Annotated in this window: 20 protein-coding genes; 12 read left to right on the top strand and 8 right to left on the bottom strand. The window is 35.7% G+C overall.

Annotation, left to right across the window (positions count from 1 at the left end; all coding sequences use genetic code 11):
* Positions 1 to 197 precede the first annotated feature (197 nt).
* The 6 genes from K7G76_RS09510 to K7G76_RS09535 are packed head-to-tail and all read left to right on the top strand — an operon-like array spanning position 198 to position 6,944.
* Positions 198 to 1,037 (top strand): FkbM family methyltransferase, encoded by an 840-nt coding sequence (locus K7G76_RS09510; protein WP_223033968.1) that lies wholly within the window; start codon positions 198 to 200, stop codon positions 1,035 to 1,037.
* Complete coding sequence (locus tag K7G76_RS09515) at positions 1,037 to 2,371, top strand: glycosyltransferase family 2 protein (protein WP_223033969.1); 1,335 nt, start codon at positions 1,037 to 1,039, stop codon at positions 2,369 to 2,371. The genes K7G76_RS09510 and K7G76_RS09515 overlap by 1 nt, the downstream gene beginning before the upstream one ends.
* On the top strand, positions 2,368 to 3,477 hold the full coding sequence (locus K7G76_RS09520) for a glycosyltransferase family 4 protein (RefSeq protein WP_223033970.1): 1,110 nt from the start codon (positions 2,368 to 2,370) through the stop codon (positions 3,475 to 3,477). Before K7G76_RS09515 ends, K7G76_RS09520 begins: the two co-directional genes overlap by 4 nt.
* The gene (locus K7G76_RS09525; RefSeq protein ID WP_223033971.1) at positions 3,474 to 4,604 is read left to right on the top strand and encodes a glycosyltransferase; all 1,131 of its coding nucleotides are present in this window, start codon (positions 3,474 to 3,476) and stop codon (positions 4,602 to 4,604) included. The genes K7G76_RS09520 and K7G76_RS09525 overlap by 4 nt, the downstream gene beginning before the upstream one ends.
* A complete protein-coding gene (locus K7G76_RS09530; protein ID WP_223033972.1) occupies positions 4,601 to 5,974 on the top strand; it encodes an O-antigen ligase family protein in 1,374 nt (457 codons plus the stop codon). The genes K7G76_RS09525 and K7G76_RS09530 overlap by 4 nt, the downstream gene beginning before the upstream one ends.
* Positions 5,934 to 6,944, top strand: a complete 1,011-nt coding sequence (locus tag K7G76_RS09535) for a glycosyltransferase family 4 protein (RefSeq protein WP_255572977.1) — start codon at positions 5,934 to 5,936, stop codon at positions 6,942 to 6,944. Before K7G76_RS09530 ends, K7G76_RS09535 begins: the two co-directional genes overlap by 41 nt.
* 386 nt (positions 6,945 to 7,330) lie before the next feature.
* Here the strand turns inward: K7G76_RS09535 and K7G76_RS09540 are convergent, their stop codons facing one another.
* Positions 7,331 to 7,636: a GIY-YIG nuclease family protein gene (locus K7G76_RS09540; RefSeq protein WP_223034156.1), complete on the bottom strand. Its 306-nt coding sequence runs from the start codon at positions 7,634 to 7,636 to the stop codon at positions 7,331 to 7,333.
* A gap of 555 nt (positions 7,637 to 8,191) precedes the next feature.
* Between K7G76_RS09540 and K7G76_RS09545 the strand changes: the two genes are divergently transcribed.
* A complete protein-coding gene (locus K7G76_RS09545) occupies positions 8,192 to 9,583 on the top strand; it encodes a sugar transferase (protein ID WP_223033973.1) in 1,392 nt (463 codons plus the stop codon).
* 376 nt (positions 9,584 to 9,959) lie between these two features.
* Here the strand turns inward: K7G76_RS09545 and K7G76_RS09550 are convergent, their stop codons facing one another.
* From K7G76_RS09550 to K7G76_RS09560, 3 genes are all read right to left on the bottom strand, one after another.
* Positions 9,960 to 10,325: an endonuclease domain-containing protein gene (locus tag K7G76_RS09550; protein ID WP_223033974.1), complete on the bottom strand. Its 366-nt coding sequence runs from the start codon at positions 10,323 to 10,325 to the stop codon at positions 9,960 to 9,962.
* A gap of 94 nt (positions 10,326 to 10,419) precedes the next feature.
* Positions 10,420 to 11,595, bottom strand: coding sequence for a lipoprotein N-acyltransferase Lnb domain-containing protein (locus K7G76_RS09555; RefSeq protein WP_223033975.1), 1,176 nt, complete (start codon positions 11,593 to 11,595; stop codon positions 10,420 to 10,422).
* A gap of 13 nt (positions 11,596 to 11,608) precedes the next feature.
* Positions 11,609 to 12,682 carry a putative type IX sorting system protein PorV2 gene (locus K7G76_RS09560; RefSeq protein ID WP_255572979.1) on the bottom strand — a complete coding sequence of 358 codons (1,074 nt, stop codon included), beginning with the start codon at positions 12,680 to 12,682 and terminating at the stop codon, positions 11,609 to 11,611.
* 129 nt (positions 12,683 to 12,811) lie between these two features.
* Here K7G76_RS09560 and K7G76_RS09565 point away from each other — a divergent pair, with 129 nt between their 5' ends.
* Both K7G76_RS09565 and K7G76_RS09570 read left to right on the top strand, forming a co-directional pair.
* Positions 12,812 to 13,561, top strand: coding sequence for a CDP-alcohol phosphatidyltransferase family protein (locus K7G76_RS09565; protein WP_223033976.1), 750 nt, complete (start codon positions 12,812 to 12,814; stop codon positions 13,559 to 13,561).
* A gap of 17 nt (positions 13,562 to 13,578) precedes the next feature.
* Positions 13,579 to 14,454 carry a DUF808 domain-containing protein gene (locus K7G76_RS09570; protein WP_223033977.1) on the top strand — a complete coding sequence of 292 codons (876 nt, stop codon included), beginning with the start codon at positions 13,579 to 13,581 and terminating at the stop codon, positions 14,452 to 14,454.
* Between the two features lie 196 nt (positions 14,455 to 14,650).
* Here the strand turns inward: K7G76_RS09570 and lptB are convergent, their stop codons facing one another.
* The 4 genes from lptB to K7G76_RS09590 form a co-directional block, all read right to left on the bottom strand.
* Entirely contained in the window at positions 14,651 to 15,391 is a 741-nt protein-coding gene (lptB, locus tag K7G76_RS09575; RefSeq protein WP_223033978.1) for an LPS export ABC transporter ATP-binding protein, read from the bottom strand.
* A 73-nt stretch (positions 15,392 to 15,464) separates the two neighbouring features.
* The gene (locus tag K7G76_RS09580; protein ID WP_223033979.1) at positions 15,465 to 15,809 is read right to left on the bottom strand and encodes a carboxymuconolactone decarboxylase family protein; all 345 of its coding nucleotides are present in this window, start codon (positions 15,807 to 15,809) and stop codon (positions 15,465 to 15,467) included.
* On the bottom strand, positions 15,793 to 16,626 hold the full coding sequence (tatC, locus tag K7G76_RS09585) for a twin-arginine translocase subunit TatC (protein WP_223033980.1): 834 nt from the start codon (positions 16,624 to 16,626) through the stop codon (positions 15,793 to 15,795). The genes K7G76_RS09580 and tatC overlap by 17 nt, the downstream gene beginning before the upstream one ends.
* Entirely contained in the window at positions 16,626 to 17,543 is a 918-nt protein-coding gene (locus K7G76_RS09590; RefSeq protein ID WP_223034158.1) for a KpsF/GutQ family sugar-phosphate isomerase, read from the bottom strand. The genes tatC and K7G76_RS09590 overlap by 1 nt, the downstream gene beginning before the upstream one ends.
* 249 nt (positions 17,544 to 17,792) lie before the next feature.
* On the opposite strand from K7G76_RS09590, the gene recQ reads away from it, so the two are divergent.
* The 3 genes from recQ (at position 17,793) to K7G76_RS09605 (ending at position 21,829) form a co-directional block, all read left to right on the top strand.
* A complete protein-coding gene (recQ, locus tag K7G76_RS09595) occupies positions 17,793 to 19,994 on the top strand; it encodes a DNA helicase RecQ (RefSeq protein ID WP_223033981.1) in 2,202 nt (733 codons plus the stop codon).
* An 81-nt stretch (positions 19,995 to 20,075) separates the two neighbouring features.
* Positions 20,076 to 21,008 carry a peptidylprolyl isomerase gene (locus K7G76_RS09600; protein WP_223033982.1) on the top strand — a complete coding sequence of 311 codons (933 nt, stop codon included), beginning with the start codon at positions 20,076 to 20,078 and terminating at the stop codon, positions 21,006 to 21,008.
* Positions 21,009 to 21,130: 122 nt separating this feature from the next.
* The gene (locus K7G76_RS09605; protein WP_223033983.1) at positions 21,131 to 21,829 is read left to right on the top strand and encodes a tetratricopeptide repeat protein; all 699 of its coding nucleotides are present in this window, start codon (positions 21,131 to 21,133) and stop codon (positions 21,827 to 21,829) included.
* Positions 21,830 to 21,836: the final 7 nt, after the last annotated feature.

Genomic DNA, 21,836 nt, shown 5'->3' on the forward strand with positions numbered 1-21,836 from the left:
ATACGCCATGCACATAAATTATAATCAGTATAGTGTCAAGTAAATACCTTTTAGTATTTTTAACGACAATTAACTTTAAATAGTAGTAGTGATTTAGTAAAATAAAAATGAAAAAATCAAAAGTATTTTTCTAATGGGTTTCCGTTGAATATTAGAAGGATATTTTTATTAAAAAATGACAGAAATTTAACAGATTTATGAATAAATTTTTATTGGCAATTTATACAATTTTACCGAAGACGATACAGCATAAATTGGGACAATCTGTTGTTTTAAAGCCCCTTCGGGATTTTCTTTTGAAAAATGACGGTGCTTATAAAGAAGGAGAGGTCTTTATTGATAGACAATATCTGGATTTTAAGAGTCAGTTTAAGTATATGTCAACAATAAAGAATGCAGCAAAAGCCAAAAAGTCAGGAGTAGAAAATACATTGCTTTTAAACTCATTTAAATTGCTAAAATTACACAAAGACTGGAGGGATGAGATAATAATCTTTGACGTAGGTGCAAATTTTGGATTTTTAAGCTTGGTGTGGGCAACTACAGTTTGCCAAAAACTTGGTAGAGTAATCGCTTTCGAACCGAATAAGAACGTCTACAATTCATTTAAAAAATCAATTGACAAAAACAATTTGAAGAACAAAATAGAGTTGCACAACATGGCGGTTGGTGCTGAAAATAAAAGGATTTCAATTTTTCTAAATAATACAACATCTAATGTTTTGGAATCAGATAAAGTTTTGAATAAGCAGGAGGTGGAAATGATAACATTGGATAATTATTTTCAGAAAAGTCATCTTAAAAAATGTGATCTAATTAAAATAGATGTAGATGGTATTGAATTAGATATTTTAAAAGGGTGTACTAATGTTTTAAAATTATACAGTCCAATATGTATAGTAGAAACGAATAGCGATAATAGAATAGTTTCCTTTTTTCAATCCATGGATTATGATATATTGGATATGGATTTAAAACCATTTAAAGAAAAAAATGGATTGCCACCAAATATATTTTGTATTCCAAAAATAAACTAATGGTGTTTTCATTTTTAAAAATTTTACAGCCTACCCATTATTTTAGTTTAAAAAGAAAAGATGGGACTTATATTTTACCGTCTTACGAAAGTATCCCTTCTGAAGTAAAAAAAGTTTTAAAAAGTGAGCTTAAGTATTCAAATGATTTAATAAGAAATGAAGATTTGTCTTGGCAAGCAATTAATAAAGGATTATTGGAAAATGCAGGAACAATAAATAACAATTATAAACCTTCTATTGGGGATAGTTATATTTTTATTAAACGATATTTTAGTCATTTTTGGGTACTTTATGTATTAATGATAAGAGTATTAAGTTTTAGAAATCCAATTAAGGAAATCAAAGCTTATACTACTGCTAAACATGTAAATAGGATCAAGTATTTAGAAAATCCAATTTCACATGAGGAGTATTGGCAGACCTTTAAATCTCAATGGATAATAAATCAACCTTTAGTAACCGTAATTATACCAACTCTAAATCGTTATCTGTATTTAAAAGATGTGTTAAAGGATTTGGAAAAGCAGAATTACAAGCGATTTGAAGTGATTGTAGTGGACCAATCCGAACCCTTCCAAGCAAATTTTTACAAGGATTTTAATCTTGATGTACAGGTTGTCAGACAGGAAGAAAAAGCATTGTGGCTAGCCAGAAATACGGCTATCAAACAGGCTAAAGGACAGTATATTTTATTGTTTGATGATGACAGTCGTGTAGAACCCGATTGGATATCTAACCATCTTAAATGTTTGGAAGCATTTAATGCCGACATATCGTCTGGGGTGTCAATTTCTAAAGTAGGGGATAAAGTACCTGAGCATTACAATATTTTCAGGATTAGTGATCAATTAGATACAGGAAATGCAATGATAAAACGTAAGGTTTTTGAAACCATCGGACTTTTTGATAGGCAATTTGAAAAACAACGGATGGGAGATGGCGAGTTTGGAGCGAGGGCTTTTATCAATAATTTTAAAAATATATCAAACCCCAAAGCCAAACGTTTACATCTAAAAGTAGGCACAGGAGGGCTACGCGATATGGGAAGTTGGGATGCATTTAGAACAAAAAGTTTTTTAGATCCCAGACCAATCCCAAGTGTATTATACTATTTTAGGAGGTATTATGGCAACACGGCGGCAAAATACGCTATATTTAAAACAGTGCCGTTATCTATAATGCCGTACCGATTTAAGAGTCATAAAGCCTTAAAGATTGTGGGTGCTTTTCTGGCTGTATTGCTGCTGCCAATAGTAGTGTATCAAGTATGGAAATCATGGCGACTGGCTTCCGTAAAACTGGCTGAAGGCCCAAAAGTTGAATCCTTAATTTGAAAGCAACCCGAAGAAACATACTCATTATCACGTCTGAATTCCCACCATTACCTGGCGGTATAGGGAATCATGCCTATAATTTGGCCTTGCAATTACAACATTCAGGATATGAGGTTACCCTAATGGCGGACCAACGGGATCCCAACCCGGAGGTGGAAGTGGCTTTTGACGACAAGTTACCGTTTAAGGTCCATAGGATAGCCATAAAAAACAAACGCATTTTTATGTACGTCAAACGCCTGCAGCTAGCTAGACAACTATTAAAGCATCAAGATGTAGTTATTGTTTCGGGAAAATTCTCCCTGTGGCTAGGCGGTTTAGTTAAGAGCTTATATCAGATACCTTGGCTAGCTGTAATTCATGGAAGTGAGGTTAATTTTGCGCAGCCTCTGTTAAAAAATTCCATTAATAGGGCTTTAAAGCGTATGGACCATATTATTGCTGTATCGCAATACACCAAAAGTTTGGTAGCACATCTGCCCTTACGGGCCGTTACGGTGATACCTAATGGTTTTAATCCTACAGACTGGAAACAGGCAATGGGAGGAAATGAGCCCCTTAAAGGAAATCCCAGTTTACTAACCGTAGGCAATGTTACCGAACGTAAAGGACAGCTACAAGTAATTAAACAATTACCTGCTGTCTTGGCTCAATATCCTGAAGCCCATTACCATTGTGTGGGGTTTCCAACCGAAAAAAATAGTGTTATAAATGCGGCTAAACAATTGGGGGTAGTTGATAAATTGACGTTTCATGGTCATGTGAGTCATGAAGCTTTGGAGCGTTTTTATAAAGGCACCGACTGTTTTGTGATGTTGAGTACCGAAACCCAGAGTGGTGATGTGGAAGGCTTTGGAATTGCTATATTAGAGGCCAACTATTTTGGGTTGCCAGCAATTGGCACTAGAGGCTTTGGTATTACCGATGCTATTGTTGATGGTGAAACGGGTAGGCTTATAGATACCCAAAACGACCAAGCTTTGGTTAAAGCTTTGCAGGGCATTTTAGAACAGCGGAAATTCTACCAGAAATCTGCCCGCCTATGGGCTGAACAACACGATTGGAAAAAGGTGGTTAAAGACTATATTAAAGTAATTGAGGCATGAAACTGTGTATCATATCCCATACCGAACATTATCAAACAGCATCTGGAGAATGGGTGGGCTGGGGACCGACTGTTAGTGAACTCAACCATTTGGCGGCACATTTTGAAACCATTTTTCATATAGCCATGTTACATCTGGGAACCCCACCACCCAGTGCCTTACCCTATACTGCTTCGAATATTCAGTTTGTAGCCTTACCGCCTTCGGGTGGGCGTACAATAGCTGCTAAAATCCAGAGTATTTGGAAGGCTCCAAAAGTGATAAAAATCGTGTCCCAAACCCTTAAAAAAGCCGATGTATTCCAACTGCGTACACCAACAGGTATTGGCGTGTATCTTATTCCGTACTTGACCCTTTTTGTAAAAAAACCAGGTTGGTATAAATATGCTGGGAATTGGAACCAAGCTAATCCACCTTTAGGCTACCGTCTGCAACGGTGGATGTTGAAAAAACAAAGCAGAAAGGTGACGATTAATGGACACTGGCCCAACCAACCGGTACATTGCTTGACTTTTGAAAACCCCTGTTTAACGGAAGCGGATTTGGAAGCAGGTTTGGCGTGGTCGAAAAAGAAAACCTATAAGAGTCCCTTGACCTTTTGTTATGTAGGGCGTTTAGAACTTGAAAAGGGTGTGGGACGCATTATTCAAGCCTTTACAGAGTTAAGTCCAGAAGCCAAAGCCAAGGTGAAAACGGTTCATTTGGTAGGAGATGGACCAGAACGACCCCATTTTGAAGCTGAAGCACAGAAGGCTGGCGTAGAAATTCGGTTTCATGGTTATTTACCACGTGAGCAAGTCTTTGAAGTGTTTAAGATATCGGATATCTTTTTGATGCCTACCACAGCGTCTGAAGGCTTTCCTAAAGTGATTGCCGAAGCCATGAATTTTGGCTGTATACCGGTGGTGTCAAATGTGTCAGCTATTGCACAGTATGTCATAAATGGGAAACAAGGATATATTTTAGATACCGTATCTTTGGATACTATTCAAGAGGTTTTGTATGCTATTCTTAAGGATGGTATAGATGGGAACATAATCAAAAACCTAAAGGGTAATCGGGATATAGTTAATAGATTTTCTTTTAAACATTATAATAATCGAATATTGAAGCTGCTAGAAAAATGATAAAACGGATTCAGTCAGAAAATATAGATAACTATGTAGTTTTGGTACTGTTCCATATAGGACTTGGTGTCCTTTTTTTTGTGGCTGAGCCCATGGCTAAAGTCTTTTTTACGATAATGATGTTGTTTTTTATCTGGAAGATAATAGCAGCCCCTGAATCCAAAAAAGTGCAACAAGTGTTGTTGGCCTGTGCGTATTTTACGGGAATAGAAGTATTATTTAGGATGACTAAAGGGGGGCTGGCCTATGAAGCGTCTAAATACTTGGTAATTGTCTTTATGCTAATGGGGATGTTTTTTAAAGGCCTTTCTGGAAAAGGCTATCCTTATTTTATTTACTTAATTTTGTTAGTGCCCTCAATTGTAGTGGCTTCTGTTACTTTGACTTTTGACGCACAATTTAGAACGAATATTGCCTTTGTATTAAGTGGTCCTGTAGCTTTGGGTATAGCAGCTTTGTTTTGTTACGATAGGAAAGTTACGAATAAACAGTTAATGGATGTGCTTTTATATATGCTATTACCTGTTGTTTCAACTACTATGTACTTGTTTTTATATAACCCAAGTATTAAGGATACCTTATCGGGAACGGCTTCAAATGCGGCAACTTCAGGGGGGTTTGGGCCTAATCAAGTGTCAACGGTATTGGGCTTGGGGATGTTTTTAATTATTGTAAGATTGTTTTTAAAATCACCCTCACTGTTTTTAAAAATATTTAATATTCTTATTTTGGGAGCCATGACCTTCAGGGCTATTGTAACCTTTAGTAGAGGTGGTGTAATAGCAGCAGTTATAGTAGTTAGTGTATTTCTATTCTCATTATTTATTCGTTCATCCTATAAACAAAAAAACCAAATTATTGGTTCCTTTTTGCTATTAATGATTGCCATTGTTGTAACATGGACTATTAGCTCCAATCAAACCCAAGGACTTATTGATAATAGGTATTTGAATAAGGATTCTATGGGACGACAAAAGAAGGATGTGTCAACGGGCCGTTTAGGTTTGTTTATGGAAGAAATTGAGGGGTTTTTAGAAAGTCCATTTATTGGAATTGGAGCGAGTAGAATAAAAAATATCCGTGTTGAGACTATAGGACTAAAATTGCCATCTCACAATGAAATAGGGCGGTTGTTGGCAGAACATGGTATATTTGGAATAATGGTAATTATTTTGTTGGTATCAACTCCTCTGGGATATTACAGCAGGAATAATAAGAACCTGTTTTTTTATGCCTTTTTAGCCTTTTGGTTTGCCACGATTAACCATTCAGGCATGCGTATTGTAGCACCATCATTTATTTATGCGCTAGCCTTATTAAATGTAACAAATGAAAAACCTACTATACATAGGAAACAACTTAAACAATAAGCGGAGTAATGTGTCCTCTATTGTTGTTTTGGGCCCCATGCTCGAAGCCGAAGGCTTTAATGTACGATATGCTTCCAGTTACTCAAATAAGGTTTGGCGTTTTATGGATATGTTAAAAAGTTGTATCAAGTATCGAAACTGGGCCGATGCTGTTATAATAGATACTTATAGCACACAAAATTTCTATTATGCGTTAGCGGTGAGTCAATTATGTAGGCTTTTAAACATAACATATATCCCAAGCTTAAATGGTGGGAACCTGCCTGTGCGTTTGGAAAAAAATCCAGGGCTTTGCAGGCTTATTTTTAGGACCGCGTATAAATTAGTGTCCCCATCGGTATATTTACAAGAAGCATTTAAATACCATGGCTATACCAATGTGACCTATATACCCAATAGTTTGGAATTGGATGCCTATAAATATGTTGTAAAAGCATTTAACCACCCTAAATTGTTATGGGTACGCTCGTTTTCTAAAATATATAACCCCACTTTAGCTGTAAAGGTGTTGAAAGTGCTTCAGGAAGATGGTATTCAGGCAGAATTGTGTATGGTTGGACCCGATAGTGATGGCTCCTTAACAACAGTGCAAGACTTGGCCAAGGCCTATAATGTTTCTGTAAATTTTACCGGAAAATTGCCTAAAACAGATTGGGTTGCCTTGGCAGCAGATTACAATATCTTTATAAATACCACCAATTTTGATAATATGCCCGTAAGTGTTATTGAAGCTATGGCATTGGGCTTGCCCATAGTATCTACAGAGGTTGGTGGAATACCTTTTTTAATCGACCATGAAACCGATGGGTTGTTGGTACCTGCTAATGACGCATTAGCAATGGCTAATGCTATTAAGCGTATTATAAATAGTCCTGTTGCCAGCCAAGCTATGGCGTTTAATGCTAGGAAAAAAGTGGAGCTGTTTGCATGGAAGGTTGTCAAGCATCAATGGTTTGAAGTATTGCAATAAAAACATTTAAATCTATTCAATAACACTAATGCTTTCATTTATAGGAGCTTGTGACGCGGCAATCTGATACGAACCTTTATTGTTTTAGGGTATTCAATTAAGAGATTCTTCACTTCGCTGCGCTCGTTCTGAATGACACTTGGGCAATTAAAAATATTAAAGCTGTCATTCAGAAAGGGGCAGTTAAGCCGACTGAAGAACCTTTAGAAGTTTATGGAGCCTTAATTTATGAGATTCCTCGGCAAGCTCGGAATGACAAGTGACTGATGACAAGGAAATTCCTCACATCGCTGCGCTCGTTCTGAATGACACTTGGGCAATTAAAAAATATTAAAGCTGTCATTCAGAAGGAGACTGTTAAGCCGACTGAAGAACCTGTTAAATTTCTAAATACTATCATTCAAAAATCCCCAATTCGAATTAAATGCTTCAATTAATTGTTCTTTTTTGATTCTGCTAAATCCTTTTATTTGTTTTTCGCGTTTAATGGCTATTTCAATATTATTAAAATGTTCATAGTATATGAGGAAAAAGCATTTGTATTTAGTTGTAAAAGCTTTAGAAAAAGGTAATGGATTCTTGTGCTGATGAATACGTTCTTTAAGATTATTTGTAACACCTGTATATAGTACTGTTTTACTTTTGTTTGTTAAAATGTAAACATAATAATTATGTGTGCCTATAGTTTTTATTAAACTAAATATAATCAATTTTTGAGATTCTTCACTTTACCTTGCCTGTTCAGGATGAGAAAGAGATTCTTCACATCGCTGTGCCTGTCTGCCGACAGGCAGGCTCGTTCTGAATGACAATGAGATTCTTCACTGCGCTTTACACGTTATGAAATCGAAGATTCGACGTAGTCAATGACATGCTGATTTTCATTCAGAGGGAGGAACGACCGAAGAATCTTTTAAAGTTTAACAAAGTTTAGTATTAGGGATTCTTCATTTTGCCTTACGTGTTCAGGATGACAACGAGATTCTTCACTTCGCTGCACTCGTTCTGAATGACAACGAGATTCTTCACTTCGCTGCGCTCGTTCTGAATGACAAGATACTGTATTAATAGGGATGGTGCTGTCATGGTGATGCTGACATTCTCAATCAGTATAGGTAATCTTATAAAACTGACATTTTAAAAAACAAAGTCAAACCATTAGTTCATGCATTTATAATAATTACTAAAGCTTAACCTTGCTTTATACAGTGAACTTTTTATCTTTACCTTAACATTTTATTAACGAAATGGGGAAGCAGACCGTACATTTTAATATTTCAGAACGCAAGATTTTACTGCGCTTAATGGATGTGATTAGTGTCCTGCTGGTATTGTGTTTTATAAGTGTAAAATTTAACTTTGATTACTTTACCATAAGTGCTGAAAATTGGAGTTGGGTTGTAGTTCTAGCATTATATATTAGTGCGTTTGGTACGGTTTTCGAACTCTACGATTTGCAAAAGGCCAGTAGGCTTGATGCCGTATTTGCTAATGTTGTGCTTACGGCATCCGTAACGGTGCTGTTTTATTTACTAACGCCTTATTTTACACCTTTCTTACCCGCCAATCGTTTGCAAATTCTTTATTTTTATATAGCCATTATAGTCGCTTTAATGCTATGGCGCTTTTTATATGTCAAGTTTATAACCTCACCACGGTTTTACAAAAAGGTATTGATTGTTGGCGAAATTTCTAATATTGAAACCATTGTTGAAGCCTTTAAAAATTCGGATCCCAATTACAAAATAGTGGGATTTATTAATTGTGAGGCCAAAAAGGATAGCGATATCGTTTATAAAGGGATTTCTGAATATCACCCCAGTGCTATCCATCAGGTTATTCTAGAAGAAAACATCTCTGAAATTGTTGTGGCCAGTTATAATGCTGAAACGATTACTTCAGAAATTTATTTAGACTTAATAGCGCTATTGGAGCGTGGTTTTCCTATTAAGGAATACACTCAAGTGTACGAGGATATTACGTATAGAGTACCGGTGCAATTTGTTGGTAAGGATTTTTACAAGTACTTTCCATTTAGTAGAAGCAATCAAAATAAACTGTATTTGTTTTTTCATAGATTGTTCGATTTAATTATTGCATGTGTTGGTGCGGTATTGACACTGATTTTGATGCCTATTGTTTTATTAGGAAATGTAATAGCCAATCGTGGCCCCTTGTTTTATTCCCAAGAACGTGTGGGGAAAAATGGTGAAGTGTTTAAAATTGTGAAGTTTCGCACCATGATTGTAAATGCAGAAAAGGAAGGAGCGGTTTGGGCCACAAAACATGATAAGCGCGTTACAGGATTTGGACGGTTTTTACGACGTTCACGATTGGATGAGATGCCCCAGTTTTTTAATATTTTAAAGGGCGACATGAGTTTAATAGGGCCAAGGCCAGAGCGCCCTTACTTTGTTAAAGAACTCTCTAAAGTCATTCCGTTTTATGAAACCAGGCATATTATAAAACCTGGTCTTACAGGTTGGGCTCAAGTTAAGGTGCGCTATGGTTCTACCGTAGAGGATAGTTTATTAAAATTACAATACGACCTGTATTATATTAAACACCGTAGTTTCTTTTTAGATGCCAATGTTATTATTAAAACCTTAAGTACAATGATATTTTTTAGGGGGCAATAAATTTACTAGATAAGAGATAAGTACAAAGTGCTACTAACTAGTTTTATATAAGGCTACCCTCATTAAATAAGAAAGATCAATGTTATTGACTCTATCGAATCTTCGATTTCAGAAGGCGACTGGACGTTTGAAAACTGTCTGGTGGACTATTTAAGTGAATGTGCAAGCAGGCAAAAGGTTTGGTTAGACCGATGGATTGAAAAGGTATTGGTGTATTTAAAATCAAACTCCCCTTTCTTTGTTTTCGTAAATTAAACAAATTCATTCCCCTCTTCATCTGAAGAGGGGAGTAATAGTTTTGTTTATCACCTAAAGGCTCCTCCATTTAGATAAAGGGAGGTGTCTAGACGTATTGAGTCTAGACGGAGGGTTTGAATTAGTTTTTAAAATGCCTTATTATGTCCTGCAATACAGAGGGTAATTGGTTAAATACCATTTTGTTTTCGAATCGGAGGACTTGGTATCCCAATTCGTTTAAATATCCGGTTCGAATTTCATCATAGGATACTGCTTTTGGATTGTTGTGTACTTCACCATCTAGCTCAATGATAAGTCTTTCTGAAGCACAGTAAAAGTCTACAATATAGTTTCCGATACTGTGTTGTTTTGTAAAACGTTTCCACTTCAATTGTCTTGACTTAAGGTGTGTCCATAAAAACGCTTCAGCTGGAGTCAGATTTTTTCTTAATTCCTGTCTTCTAGATTTCAACTGAATTTTGTTGTGTATGTGTTGTTTGGACATGAATTAAGTATAGTAATTTAAGTTCAAACTCCCTTTGGTTCCTTTCTTTATATAAAGGGAGGCGTCAAAAAGCAAGGCTCTTTGATAAAGGGTTTTATAATTTCTCGTTTTTTAAATAATACACCAAATACATATACCTAATTACCAATGCTAATAACAACGGTATAAGTACTGGAGCAAAAACTTGTATACCTACAGACCAATGAAAGGCCATTAAGGCTAGCATAATAAACAAAAACTTTAAGAATTTGATAACCCATGGCTTTGGTTGTTTCTTGAGTAATTGTATACCCAAAATAATATTGAGCGGAAATGCCCAAAGTAAATTATAGTTTTGAGCTGTAGCCGTATGGTCAGTAGCAAACCATAATAGTAAAAGCAACAAACCAATAACGCCTGTTAATACAGAAATAGTAAAATCTAACCATCGGCTTCGTTTTCCTTTAATAAAATCGAAATAGGTAATAATAACTATAAAAAGCCCAATAACGCCTAATACAAAAATTGGACTCGTAAAAAATGACGATTTGTTGGAGTTGATAGCCTGTTTGGTATACAAGGTTTTGTCTTGCTTGACCAGTTTTTTGTTACTATTTCCCAAAGTAGCCGAGCTAAAAAACGTATGTATGTACTCTGGTAAAAACATATGCTCTTCGGCAGTGGCGGTTTGATCAATTACAGAACCTAATGCTAGGTCTATACCCATGCTGCCCCAAGAATTAGTTTTCAAATTATCCTGAATAAGTGTGCGAAATGTTTGCGGTTGAAATGCTTCTGGTTCATGAAAAACTATAGGTTCACCAACAGCTGTTTGTAAAACATCTCTAATTTTAGTGGCACAGTTGTTATAGAAAAAGTCATAAAGGTAACGCCTGTTTTCGGGTTTGTAATTCTCAAGTAGATAGTCAAAAAGCGCTTGTTTTTGCCCAGTATCTAAATCTAATTCTTGGGATTGCACAGTTCTATTCTGGCGTTTGTACATCAGCATAAAGTCGTCAAAATAATTAACACCAATAAGATAATGTAATTTCCCTTGTGCAAATTTGGTATAGAAATTTGGGGTATCAAAATCGTAAACCCCATAGTTAAATACCATATCAATGTTTTGGGAGTGGTCTTGAATATGAAAAGCCGAATGCCCAAAGGCATCATTTAAATTATAACCCGGTCCAATAGTTAAAACACGAATTGAAGCTTCAGGTGATAACTGTTGTGCAAATAGGTTTTGAATACTTAAAAGGACTAATAGTGCAAGTACACGCAGACTCATAGTATGGGTTTAATTAGCGAAAGATACTAAAATCCAATTTTAGAGAAAAGACATTGGAGTAGAGAGCTACACTTTGGTCACCAATATCGGTAAAGGCATAATCTATCTCTATACCCTTATATCGAAAACCAAGACCAATACTGGGTTGAAAGGTAACCTTTTCTGAATTATCTATTTGTAGTTCGTTTTGAAAATTACCCATGCCAGCACGTAAAAATACCATATCAATATATCCAAACTCCAATCCTAAAGCAGGTGCTATACTGGCAAAAGACGTGGAGATAACATCATTGGTTTCAGCAAAACGAAAGTTTAAATCTACTTCAGCCAATAGCGAATAATCATAGCGAATAATAAATTTTTTGGCGACACCAAATTGTAATTTAGGAATGGTTATTTCAGTAGTTTCAGGTAAATCTTGATTCTCACCTGGTATGGCATTTTGTATTTTTTCAAATTCTTCCTCATTTATAGCCCAGGCATTATAGGTTGTTGTAATATCCCGAGCCATAATACCAAATTTCCATTCATCTTTGGTTTCAAACTGAATAGCAGCATCAAGACCAAAACCCCAAGACGTAGCAAAATCACCAATAATACGACGTATAACCTTGGCATTAATACCATAATTCAAACCATCCAAAGGCAGTTTTCGTGAATATGAAAAGGTAAACCCATAATCGGCAGTAGAGAATAAGCTAATCCTGTCGTAGTTAATGTTTCCGTCAGCATCAATTAACTCGGTGGTATTTAAAATGTCATCAACAGCAAAACGTATTACAGAAATACCAATCGCACTTCTATCGTCCAAGGGCATGGCAAAAGCTATATAATCATAATTGGCAATATTGGCAAAGTAACTGGAGTGCATTAAAGCTATTTGCTTATCCTCTAGAGCGGTTAAGCCGGCAGGATTCCAATAGCCCGAATTAACATCGGCAGTACTGGCTGTTACTGCATTGCTCATACCTAGAGCTGCAGCATCAACACCAATATTCATAAATTCATTGGAATATTTACGAACAGTTTGTCCAAATAATGAAATGGAAACTACAACTAATAGTGCCGTGGTTAGTAAGGTTCTCAAAGACAATTCTTTTTTTGCAAATATGCTACAATTTTTCAATATAATAAACTTGAAATTAGTAGACTTATTGTACGTTGTTTGTTTTAGACGCAAATAGTTTGTTATTTTTACAAAGCGTAATACGTACTTATGAAAAAACACATCCCTAATGTAATTACACTGTTAAACCTATTATGCGGTTCTATAGCCGTTATTTTGGTTATAAATAATTATTTTGTGGCTTCTGCCATTTTTGTTTTTTTAGGTATTTTCTTCGACTTTTTTGATGGTCTGGCTGCCCGTAAATTAAATGTTCAAAGTGAATTGGGCTTGCAGTTGGATTCTTTGGCAGATATGGTGACTAGTGGTTTAGTTCCTGGATTAATGATGTATAAACTTATAGAACTAACCGGGCCGCAATGGGATAATATGAAATATAACAGTACTGTAGGGTTTGAATTTTCTAATGCAGAACTGTATTTATTTTTACCGATAGTTGGTTTGCTTATAACATTAGCTTCTGCCTATAGGTTAGCCAACTTTAACATTGATACTGAGCAACAGTCATATTTTAAAGGTTTGCCAACACCAGCCAATGCCTTATTAATTTTGTCGTTTCCTTTAATTATGGAATTTCAGAATAACGATGTAATTAATGCAACTATTACTAATATTTGGTTTTTAATTGGCGTAACCATATTGAGCTGTTATGTATTAAACGCACCCTTTAAATTATTTTCGCTAAAATTTAAAACTTGGGGATTTAGCGAAAATAGTATACGTTATATTTTTCTTCTGTTGAGCATTGTGTTATTGATTGTCTTGCAATTTGCTGCAATACCGGTAATTATTGTTAGTTATATCCTATTATCTTTGTTTGCTCAAAAAACAATTGTTTAATTTAATTTGAAATTAAAATGGCTTCAGGGTTTTTTGCCTTATTGGATGATATTGGTGCATTAATGGATGATGTAGTGGTTATGAGCAAAGTCACCACCAAAAAAACAGCAGGTATTCTAGGTGACGATTTGGCTGTGAATGCTGAAAAGGCTTCTGGTTTTATGTCTTCCCGCGAGCTCCCTGTTTTATGGGCTATTACAAAAGGCTCGTTTTTAAACAAGCTTATTATTTTACCTATTGCTTTTGTGTTAAGTGCTTTTGTGCCTTGGGCTGTGACACTGATTTTAGTTTTAGGAGGCGTGTATTTGGCTTTTGAAGGAGCCGAAAAGATTTATGAATTTTTTGTGCCCCATGACCACGAGAAACAGGAACATATTTCGGCAAGCATGCCCAAGGAAAGTGTACTCGATATAGAAAAGAAAAAAGTAAAGTCAGCCATTATAACCGATTTTATTTTATCTGTAGAAATTGTCATTATTGCTTTAGGGACCGTTGTTGGCCAGGATTTACTGTTTCAAATATTAGTAGTATCTATAGTGGCTATTATTGCAACTATTGGAGTGTATGGTATAGTGGCTTTGTTGGTACGTATGGATGATTTTGGGTTGTGGTTAGTTAAGTTGAAAGCCCATAAAAAAGGCTTTCTCTTTAATTTGGGCAACCTGTTAATTCGGGCGTTACCATGGGTTATTAAAAGCTTGTCGGTAATTGGAACAATTGCCCTGCTATTGGTTGCCGGCGGTATTTTTGTTCATCATATTGATTTTCTTCATCATGTATTGGAGTCGTGGCCTAGCGTTTTACGTGATTTTATTGTAGGTCTGGGTGTGGGGTTTATAGCGCTTGTAGTTTTTAAAGCTGTGAAAGTAATTGTAAAAATGTTTAGGCGATAAGCAAAGCGTGGTAATTGACAGATGACAAATGACTGATGACAGGTGACAGTTGACAAAGAGATTCTTCGTTTCACTCTGAATGAAATGACAAGCAACTCATGATAAATAGATCAGCTGCGCTGAACCTAAAGGTTTCTTCACATCGCTGCGCTCGTTTTGAATGACAAGTGACAGATGACCGATTATGAATGATAGGTTAGTCTCTAATTTTCTTTTTACGCAATTCGAAGTTTTGACCTAAATACACTTTCCGAACCATAGCATCGTTGGCTAATTCCTCTGGTTCTCCAGCTTTAAGAATACTACCTTCAAACATTAAATAAGTCCTATCGGTAATAGCCAAAGTCTCTTGAACGTTATGATCGGTAATGAGGATGCCAATATTCTTTTTGGTCAATTGGGCTACAATACGTTGAATATCTTCAACGGCAACAGGGTCTACACCAGCAAAGGGTTCATCCAATAAAATAAAGTTAGGGTCCGTAGCTAGCGCACGAGCGATTTCAGTTCTACGGCGTTCACCACCCGATAATAAATCACCACGATTTTTTCGAATATGTCCCAAACCAAACTCTTCAATTAAGGATTCCATTTTATGATGCTGTTCCTTTTTGCTCAATTTGGTCAATTGCAGAACACTCAAAATATTATCTTCAATACTTAATTTTCTAAAAACAGAAGCTTCCTGTGCCAAATACCCAATACCATTTTGAGCTCGTTTATACATTGGGAACTTCGTAATATTGGTACGGTCTAAATGAATTTGACCACCATTGGGTTTAATCAATCCTACAATCATGTAGAACGACGTGGTTTTACCAGCTCCATTAGGGCCTAGTAACCCTACTATTTCACCTTGGTTAACTTCCAAAGAGACATCTTTAACGACTTTACGGCCGTTATAAGACTTCATTAAATGTTCTGCTTTTAATTTCATAAGTACAAACTGGAAGCTAAAATAGTAAAATCATAAAACTCTATACTTGATACAGTACTAATTTATGCAAAGTTTAACGCTGTTCTAAAGCATCCCAAAACTCATAAGCACGTCGTAAATGTGGGATTACAATGGTTCCACCAACTAATGTGGCTATTCCCAAAGCCTCCACAACCTGTTCTTTGGTTAAACCGGCCTTATAGCTGTTTTCTAAATGATATCGAATGCAATCGTCACAACGCAATACGGCAGAAGCTACTAGACCCAGTAGTTCTTTGGTTTTTACATCTAAAGCACCTTCTTGATATGCGTTGGTGTCCAGATTAAAAATGCGTTTGATAATTTTATTGTTATCAGCTAGAATTTTATCGTTCATTTTAGAACGATAGGCATTAAAGTCTTCAACTAGATTTGACATGTTTAGATGTTTTTCGTTTTTCTTTTTTTACAACCATTTTAGAAATATAAATACTAACTTGATATAAGACTAAAATAGGGATGGCCACTATTATTTGGCTCGCAATATCTGGAGGTGTAATAATTGCTGATAATATTAATACCAATACTAAAGCAAATTTTCTGTATTTTTTTAGGATTTCAGGGGTTACCAAACCAATTTTAGTTAGAAAATATACCAATATGGGGAGTTCGAATATTAATCCTGATGCCAATGCTGAAGAGCGAACTAACGAAATATAGGAACTTAAATCAATTTCATTGGAAATTTCAGAACTTACTACATAGGTGCCTAAAAAGTTTATGGATAGCGGTGTAACAATATAATATCCAAATAACACACCAATAAAGAATAAAAATGATGATATAATGATAAATCCTCTGGAGTGTTTGCGTTCATTAGGGTGTAAACCTGGACTAATAAAGCGCCATAATTGATAAATGACATAAGGAAAAGCTATAACAAATCCCGCTGTAATAGCTGTCCATATATGTGCCGAAAACTGACCGGCCATAGTCCTATTCTGAATTCTAAATGGAAATTCATCCAGGCAAAAAGTAGTATCAACACCTACAAATTGTGAGACTTTACAAAGCCATTGATAGGTAGGGAAGGTCATTTTTTTTGGGCCAAAAATAATAGTGTCAAATAAAAAGTCAGACATTAAAAACGCGACAATGCCGCCAACTAAAATGGCCAATGTAGCCCGAATTAAATGCCAGCGTAAATCTTCTAGGTGATCTAGAAAGGACATTTCATTAATATTCTTTTGTGCCATTAAATTATGCCTTCTTTAATAAGATCGTGTAAATGAACAATACCCGCATATTTTCCGTCGCGTTCTACTAATAATTGCGAAATACCATGTGCTTCCATATCCTCTTTGGCATCTATAGCCATAGCATCATAATCAATCCGTTTAGGGTTTAAGCCCATAATATCTCTAGCTGTAAACCCGCTAAAATTGTCTGTTTTTTTCAACATGCGACGTAAATCACCATCTGTAATAATACCAACAATGGTATCATTTTCCACAACAGCAGTAACCCCAAGCATTTTTTCAGAAATTTCAATAATGATGTCTTTGATAGACGTATCTGGTTTAACAGCTGGTTTTTGATTGGCATCTGCCAAATCACTTACGCGTAAATATAATTTTTTTCCCAAGGCACCACCAGGGTGATATTTGGCGAAATCCTTACTTGAAAATCCACGTAGTTCCAACAAACAAACAGCAAGGGCATCACCCATTACTAATTGGGCAGTCGTGCTTGTTGTGGGAGCCAAATTGTTGGGACAAGCTTCTTTTTCAACAAACGTATTCAATACATAATCGGCCTGCTGCCCTAAAAATGAATCGGGATTTCCAGTAATGGCTATCATTTTGTTTTTGGCATTTTTAATAAGAGGCACTAAAACCTTGATTTCAGGTGTGTTACCGCTTTTTGAAATACAGATTACGACATCGTCTTCTAAAATAAGTCCTAAATCACCATGAATAGCATCGGCAGCATGCATAAAAACAGCAGGTGTTCCTGTGGAGTTCATGGTGGCTACAATTTTAGTGGCAATTATGGCACTTTTACCAATTCCAGTAATAATAACACGTCCTTTAGAGTTGTATATGTGTTCAACAGTGTTGGCAAAATCGTCATTAATAAAATGGGCTAAATTGGAAATGGCTTGGCTTTCCATTTCAACCGTTTGTTTAGCCGTTTCAATAATTGCTTTATGACTATTCAAAATTTATTATTTTTTTGGGTTGATGCTTTTAAAGATTTTATTATCTTTAAGTAATTCTTTCTTAATAATATTACGTTAGTTCACGTATGCTGCAAAGCTAACAAAAAAATTATGAGAGTACCCTAGATACGCTAGGATTAATTAATAGCAAATTTATTGATAGCGTGTTTAATATGTGTAAATTAATATTAAAGATAGTTCATGTCTGTTGTTGAAAAAGACTTACAAGAAGCGCTAAAAAAATACTTTGGTTTTAATACGTTTAAAGGATTACAGGAAGCCGTAGTAAAAAGTTTATTAGCAGGTCATAATACATTTGTTATTATGCCAACGGGAGGGGGTAAATCGTTATGTTACCAATTACCAGCACTTATGCAAGATGGTACAGCCATAATTGTGTCGCCATTAATTGCCTTAATGAAAAACCAGGTCGATGCTATTCGTGCGGTTTCAGACAACGATGGCGTGGCTCATGTTTTAAATTCGTCACTTAATAAAACCGAGATTAAAAAAGTAAAAGAGGATATCGTTAATGGTATTACAAAATTACTGTATGTCGCTCCAGAATCCTTAACCAAGGATGAGAATGTGGAGTTTTTGAAATCGGTTAAAATTTCATTTATGGCTGTAGATGAAGCCCATTGTATTAGTGAATGGGGACATGATTTTAGACCAGAGTATCGTAATTTACGACACATTATACAGCGCATTGGTGATGATATACCCATAATTGGACTTACAGCTACAGCAACTCCAAAGGTTCAGGAAGATATTCTAAAAAACTTGGGCATGACCAATGCCGTAACTTTTAAAGCGTCGTTTAACAGGCCTAATTTGTTTTATGAAGTACGCCCAAAAACCAAGCAAGTGGATTCAGATATTATTCGCTTTATTAAACAAAACGAGGGTAAATCTGGAATTGTATATTGTTTGAGTCGTAAACGTGTAGAAGAGTTGTCGCAAACCCTACAGGTAAACGGTATAAAAGCAGTACCCTATCATGCCGGGCTGGATGCTAAAAAAAGAGCCAGTCATCAAGATATGTTTTTAATGGAAGATGTTGATGTTGTTGTGGCAACTATTGCCTTTGGAATGGGAATCGATAAACCAGACGTACGATTTGTAATTCATCATGATATCCCAAAAAGTATTGAAAGTTACTATCAAGAAACCGGACGTGCAGGACGCGATGGTGGCGAAGGACATTGTTTGGCATTTTATGCCTATAAAGATATTGAGAAACTGGAAAAGTTTATGTCTGGAAAACCTGTTGCAGAACAGGAAATTGGTCATGCGTTACTTCAAGAGGTTGTAGCTTATGCTGAAACCTCAATTTCAAGACGTAAGTTTATACTACACTATTTTGGCGAAGAGTTTGATAATGAAACTGGAGAAGGTGGTGATATGGATGATAATATGCGTAATCCTAAAAAACAACACGAAGCTAAAGATCATGTAGTAACGCTACTGGAAACAGTTCAAAAAACCAACGAGAAGTATAAGGCTAAAGATTTAGTAAAGGTTATTATTGGTAAGGAAAACGCCTTAATTAAATCGCATAAAACCCATGAGCAACCCTTTTTTGGATTAGGAAAAGAAGAAACTGATAAATATTGGATGGCACTTATTCGCCAAGTATTGGTTGCTGGATATTTAAGAAAAGATATTGAGACTTATGGTGTTATAAAGTTAACACCTGAAGGTTTGGATTTTATTAAACACCCAGAATCGTTTATGATGACTGAAGACCATGAGTTTTCTGAAGACATTGACGATTCCATAATTACAGCTACAAAAGGTGGAGGTGGTGTTGCCGACGAGGCCTTGATGACCATGCTTAAAGATTTACGTAAGCGCAATGCTAAGAAGCTTGGTGTACCACCATTTGTGATATTTCAAGACCCATCATTGGAAGATATGGCTTTAAAATATCCCATATCCATAGAAGAGTTAAGTAATGTTCATGGTGTAGGTGAGAGTAAGGCTAAAAAGTATGGAAAAGATTTTGTGGCGCTCATTAAGCAATATGTGGCGGATAATGATATTGATCGACCAGACGATTTAATAGTTAAATCTACAGGAAGCAATTCGGCACTTAAATTGTATATCATTCAAAATATAGACCGTAAGCTGCCATTAGATGATATAGCTTCGGCAAAAGGTATGGAGATGCCAGATTTAATTAAGGAAATGGAGGCTATAGTATATTCAGGTACAAAACTGAATATTGATTATTGGGTTCATGATATTTTAGATGAAGACCAACAAGAAGAGATTCACGATTACTTTATGGAGTCTGATACCGATAAAATAGATGTAGCTATTGATGAATTTGATGGTGATTATGATGATGAAGAACTCCGTTTATACCGCATAAAGTTTATTAGTGAGGTAGCTAATTAAGCTTTTTTTAAATCTTCTGTCTTCTGACTTCTGACTTCAAGGATGATTCCGTATCTTTGCACCTCATTTAAAATTAATACAATGCAAGACGGTTTATACGTAAAGTTTCATACTTCAAAAGGTGATATTTTAGTTAATTTAGAATTTGAGAAAACACCAGGAACAGTTGGTAATTTTGTTGCTTTGGCAGAAGGTAATTTAGAGAACTCTGCAAAAAAACAAGGTAACCCTTATTATAACGGTTTAACGTTTCATCGTGTTATACCAGATTTTATGATTCAAGGAGGTTGTCCTCAAGGTACAGGTACTGGAAATCCGGGTTATCAATTCGATGATGAATTTCATCCAGACTTAAAGCACGACGGACCAGGTATCTTATCTATGGCTAATGCAGGACCAGGTACTAATGGCAGTCAGTTTTTTATAACACATGTAGAGACGCCTTGGTTAGATGGTAACCATACCGTTTTTGGTAAGGTAAAAGAAGGTCAGGATGTAGTTGATGCTATTGCTCAAGGAGACTCCATAGAATCTTTAGAAATTATTAGAGTAGGGGAAGCTGCTGAAAACTTTAACGCTATTGAAGCTTTTAGAACTTTTGAAGGATCTAGGGAAAAACGTTTAGCTGCTGAAAAAGAAGCTAGAGAGGCCGAGTTGGATAAAATAGCGACAGGCTTTGAAAAAACCGAGAGTGGTTTACGCTATCAAATTCTTCAAAAGGGATCAGGAGCAAAAGCTCAAAAAGGTCAAACTGTTTCCGTACACTACAAAGGACAATTAGCCGATGGAACTGTATTTGACTCTTCATATAAACGTAATCAACCTTTAGAGTTTCCAGTTGGAGTTGGTCAGGTCATTGCTGGTTGGGATGAAGGTATTTGCCTTTTGAATGTAGGTGACAAAGCACGTTTAGTAATCCCAAGCGATTTAGGTTATGGCAGTCGTGGAGCAGGTGGTGTTATTCCACCAAATGCTACTTTGGTATTTGATGTGGAATTAATGGCTGTAAAGTAACAGTTAAATTATCTGTTCATACCGTAACAAATTTTAAAAAAAATCGTCTCATTTATAATGAGACTTTTTTTTATACAATATTTTGTACTTTTCAGCTAACCCATCAAAAACTATATGAATTTATGAAAATCAAAACTGTAATGCCTTTAACGGTTTTTTTAATAATGCTATTAAATTGTTCCAACAATGTTGAGTATTCTCAAGATGTAATTAATACTACTTCTGGGCGTTATCTATATTCTCAAGATGAAGTTATTGATGTCTATTACGAGAATAATACACTGTTTTTAAAATGGAGAGGGAATGATAAATTAAAACCCGTGGCATTGGATGAAACCACTTTTTTTGTACCGGATATGTATAAAAAACTACGTTTTGTGCAGCAACCAGAAACCCAAAAGCGCTATATGGGTATTGTGTCTGAAAATGATGATTCCAGTTTTACTTACGACTATTTAAAAGTAGCCGATTCATTTAAAACGCCGAGCATGCACCTTAAAGCCAATAACTTTGATGAAGCCTTGGCAGGGTTTCTAGATATAAAGAAACAAGATTCTACGAGTGTTTTAATTGAAGAGCGGGAATTTAATAGTTATGGTTATGAATTATTACGAAAGGAAGAGAACGACCATGCCATAGCTGTTTTTAAAATGAATGTTGCTTTATATCCTGAAAGTGATAATGTATATGATAGTCTTGCAGATGCCTATTTACGAACAGGAGATAGTTTAAACGCTTACGAAAACTACAAAAAAGCCTTGGAGCTCAATTCTGGAAATCCACGAGCCAAACGCTTTGTAAAGGCTTTTGAAAAAAAGTAATTATGAC

Origin of the sequence: Hanstruepera marina, assembly GCF_019880635.1 — a bacterium.
Classification (GTDB): Bacteria; Bacteroidota; Bacteroidia; order Flavobacteriales; family Flavobacteriaceae; genus Hanstruepera; species Hanstruepera marina.

Bases quoted from the DNA above. Each gene is read 5' to 3' on its own strand.
- K7G76_RS09570 (WP_223033977.1), top strand. From the start codon at position 13,579: ATGGCTTCAGGGTTTTTTGCCTTATTGGATGATATTGGTGCATTAATG.
- K7G76_RS09555 (WP_223033975.1), bottom strand. From the start codon at position 11,595: ATGAGTCTGCGTGTACTTGCACTATTAGTCCTTTTAAGTATTCAAAAC.
- K7G76_RS09565 (WP_223033976.1), top strand. From the start codon at position 12,812: ATGAAAAAACACATCCCTAATGTAATTACACTGTTAAACCTATTATGC.
- K7G76_RS09535 (WP_255572977.1), top strand. From the start codon at position 5,934: ATGAAAAACCTACTATACATAGGAAACAACTTAAACAATAAGCGGAGT.
- K7G76_RS09530 (WP_223033972.1), top strand. From the start codon at position 4,601: ATGATAAAACGGATTCAGTCAGAAAATATAGATAACTATGTAGTTTTG.
- K7G76_RS09590 (WP_223034158.1), bottom strand. From the start codon at position 17,543: ATGGAAAGCCAAGCCATTTCCAATTTAGCCCATTTTATTAATGACGAT.
- lptB (WP_223033978.1), bottom strand. From the start codon at position 15,391: ATGAAATTAAAAGCAGAACATTTAATGAAGTCTTATAACGGCCGTAAA.
- K7G76_RS09545 (WP_223033973.1), top strand. From the start codon at position 8,192: ATGGGGAAGCAGACCGTACATTTTAATATTTCAGAACGCAAGATTTTA.
- K7G76_RS09605 (WP_223033983.1), top strand. From the start codon at position 21,131: ATGAAAATCAAAACTGTAATGCCTTTAACGGTTTTTTTAATAATGCTA.
- K7G76_RS09510 (WP_223033968.1), top strand. From the start codon at position 198: ATGAATAAATTTTTATTGGCAATTTATACAATTTTACCGAAGACGATA.
- K7G76_RS09580 (WP_223033979.1), bottom strand. From the start codon at position 15,809: ATGTCAAATCTAGTTGAAGACTTTAATGCCTATCGTTCTAAAATGAAC.
- K7G76_RS09550 (WP_223033974.1), bottom strand. From the start codon at position 10,325: ATGTCCAAACAACACATACACAACAAAATTCAGTTGAAATCTAGAAGA.
- tatC (WP_223033980.1), bottom strand. From the start codon at position 16,626: ATGGCACAAAAGAATATTAATGAAATGTCCTTTCTAGATCACCTAGAA.
- K7G76_RS09600 (WP_223033982.1), top strand. From the start codon at position 20,076: ATGCAAGACGGTTTATACGTAAAGTTTCATACTTCAAAAGGTGATATT.
- K7G76_RS09515 (WP_223033969.1), top strand. From the start codon at position 1,037: ATGGTGTTTTCATTTTTAAAAATTTTACAGCCTACCCATTATTTTAGT.
- K7G76_RS09525 (WP_223033971.1), top strand. From the start codon at position 3,474: ATGAAACTGTGTATCATATCCCATACCGAACATTATCAAACAGCATCT.
- recQ (WP_223033981.1), top strand. From the start codon at position 17,793: ATGTCTGTTGTTGAAAAAGACTTACAAGAAGCGCTAAAAAAATACTTT.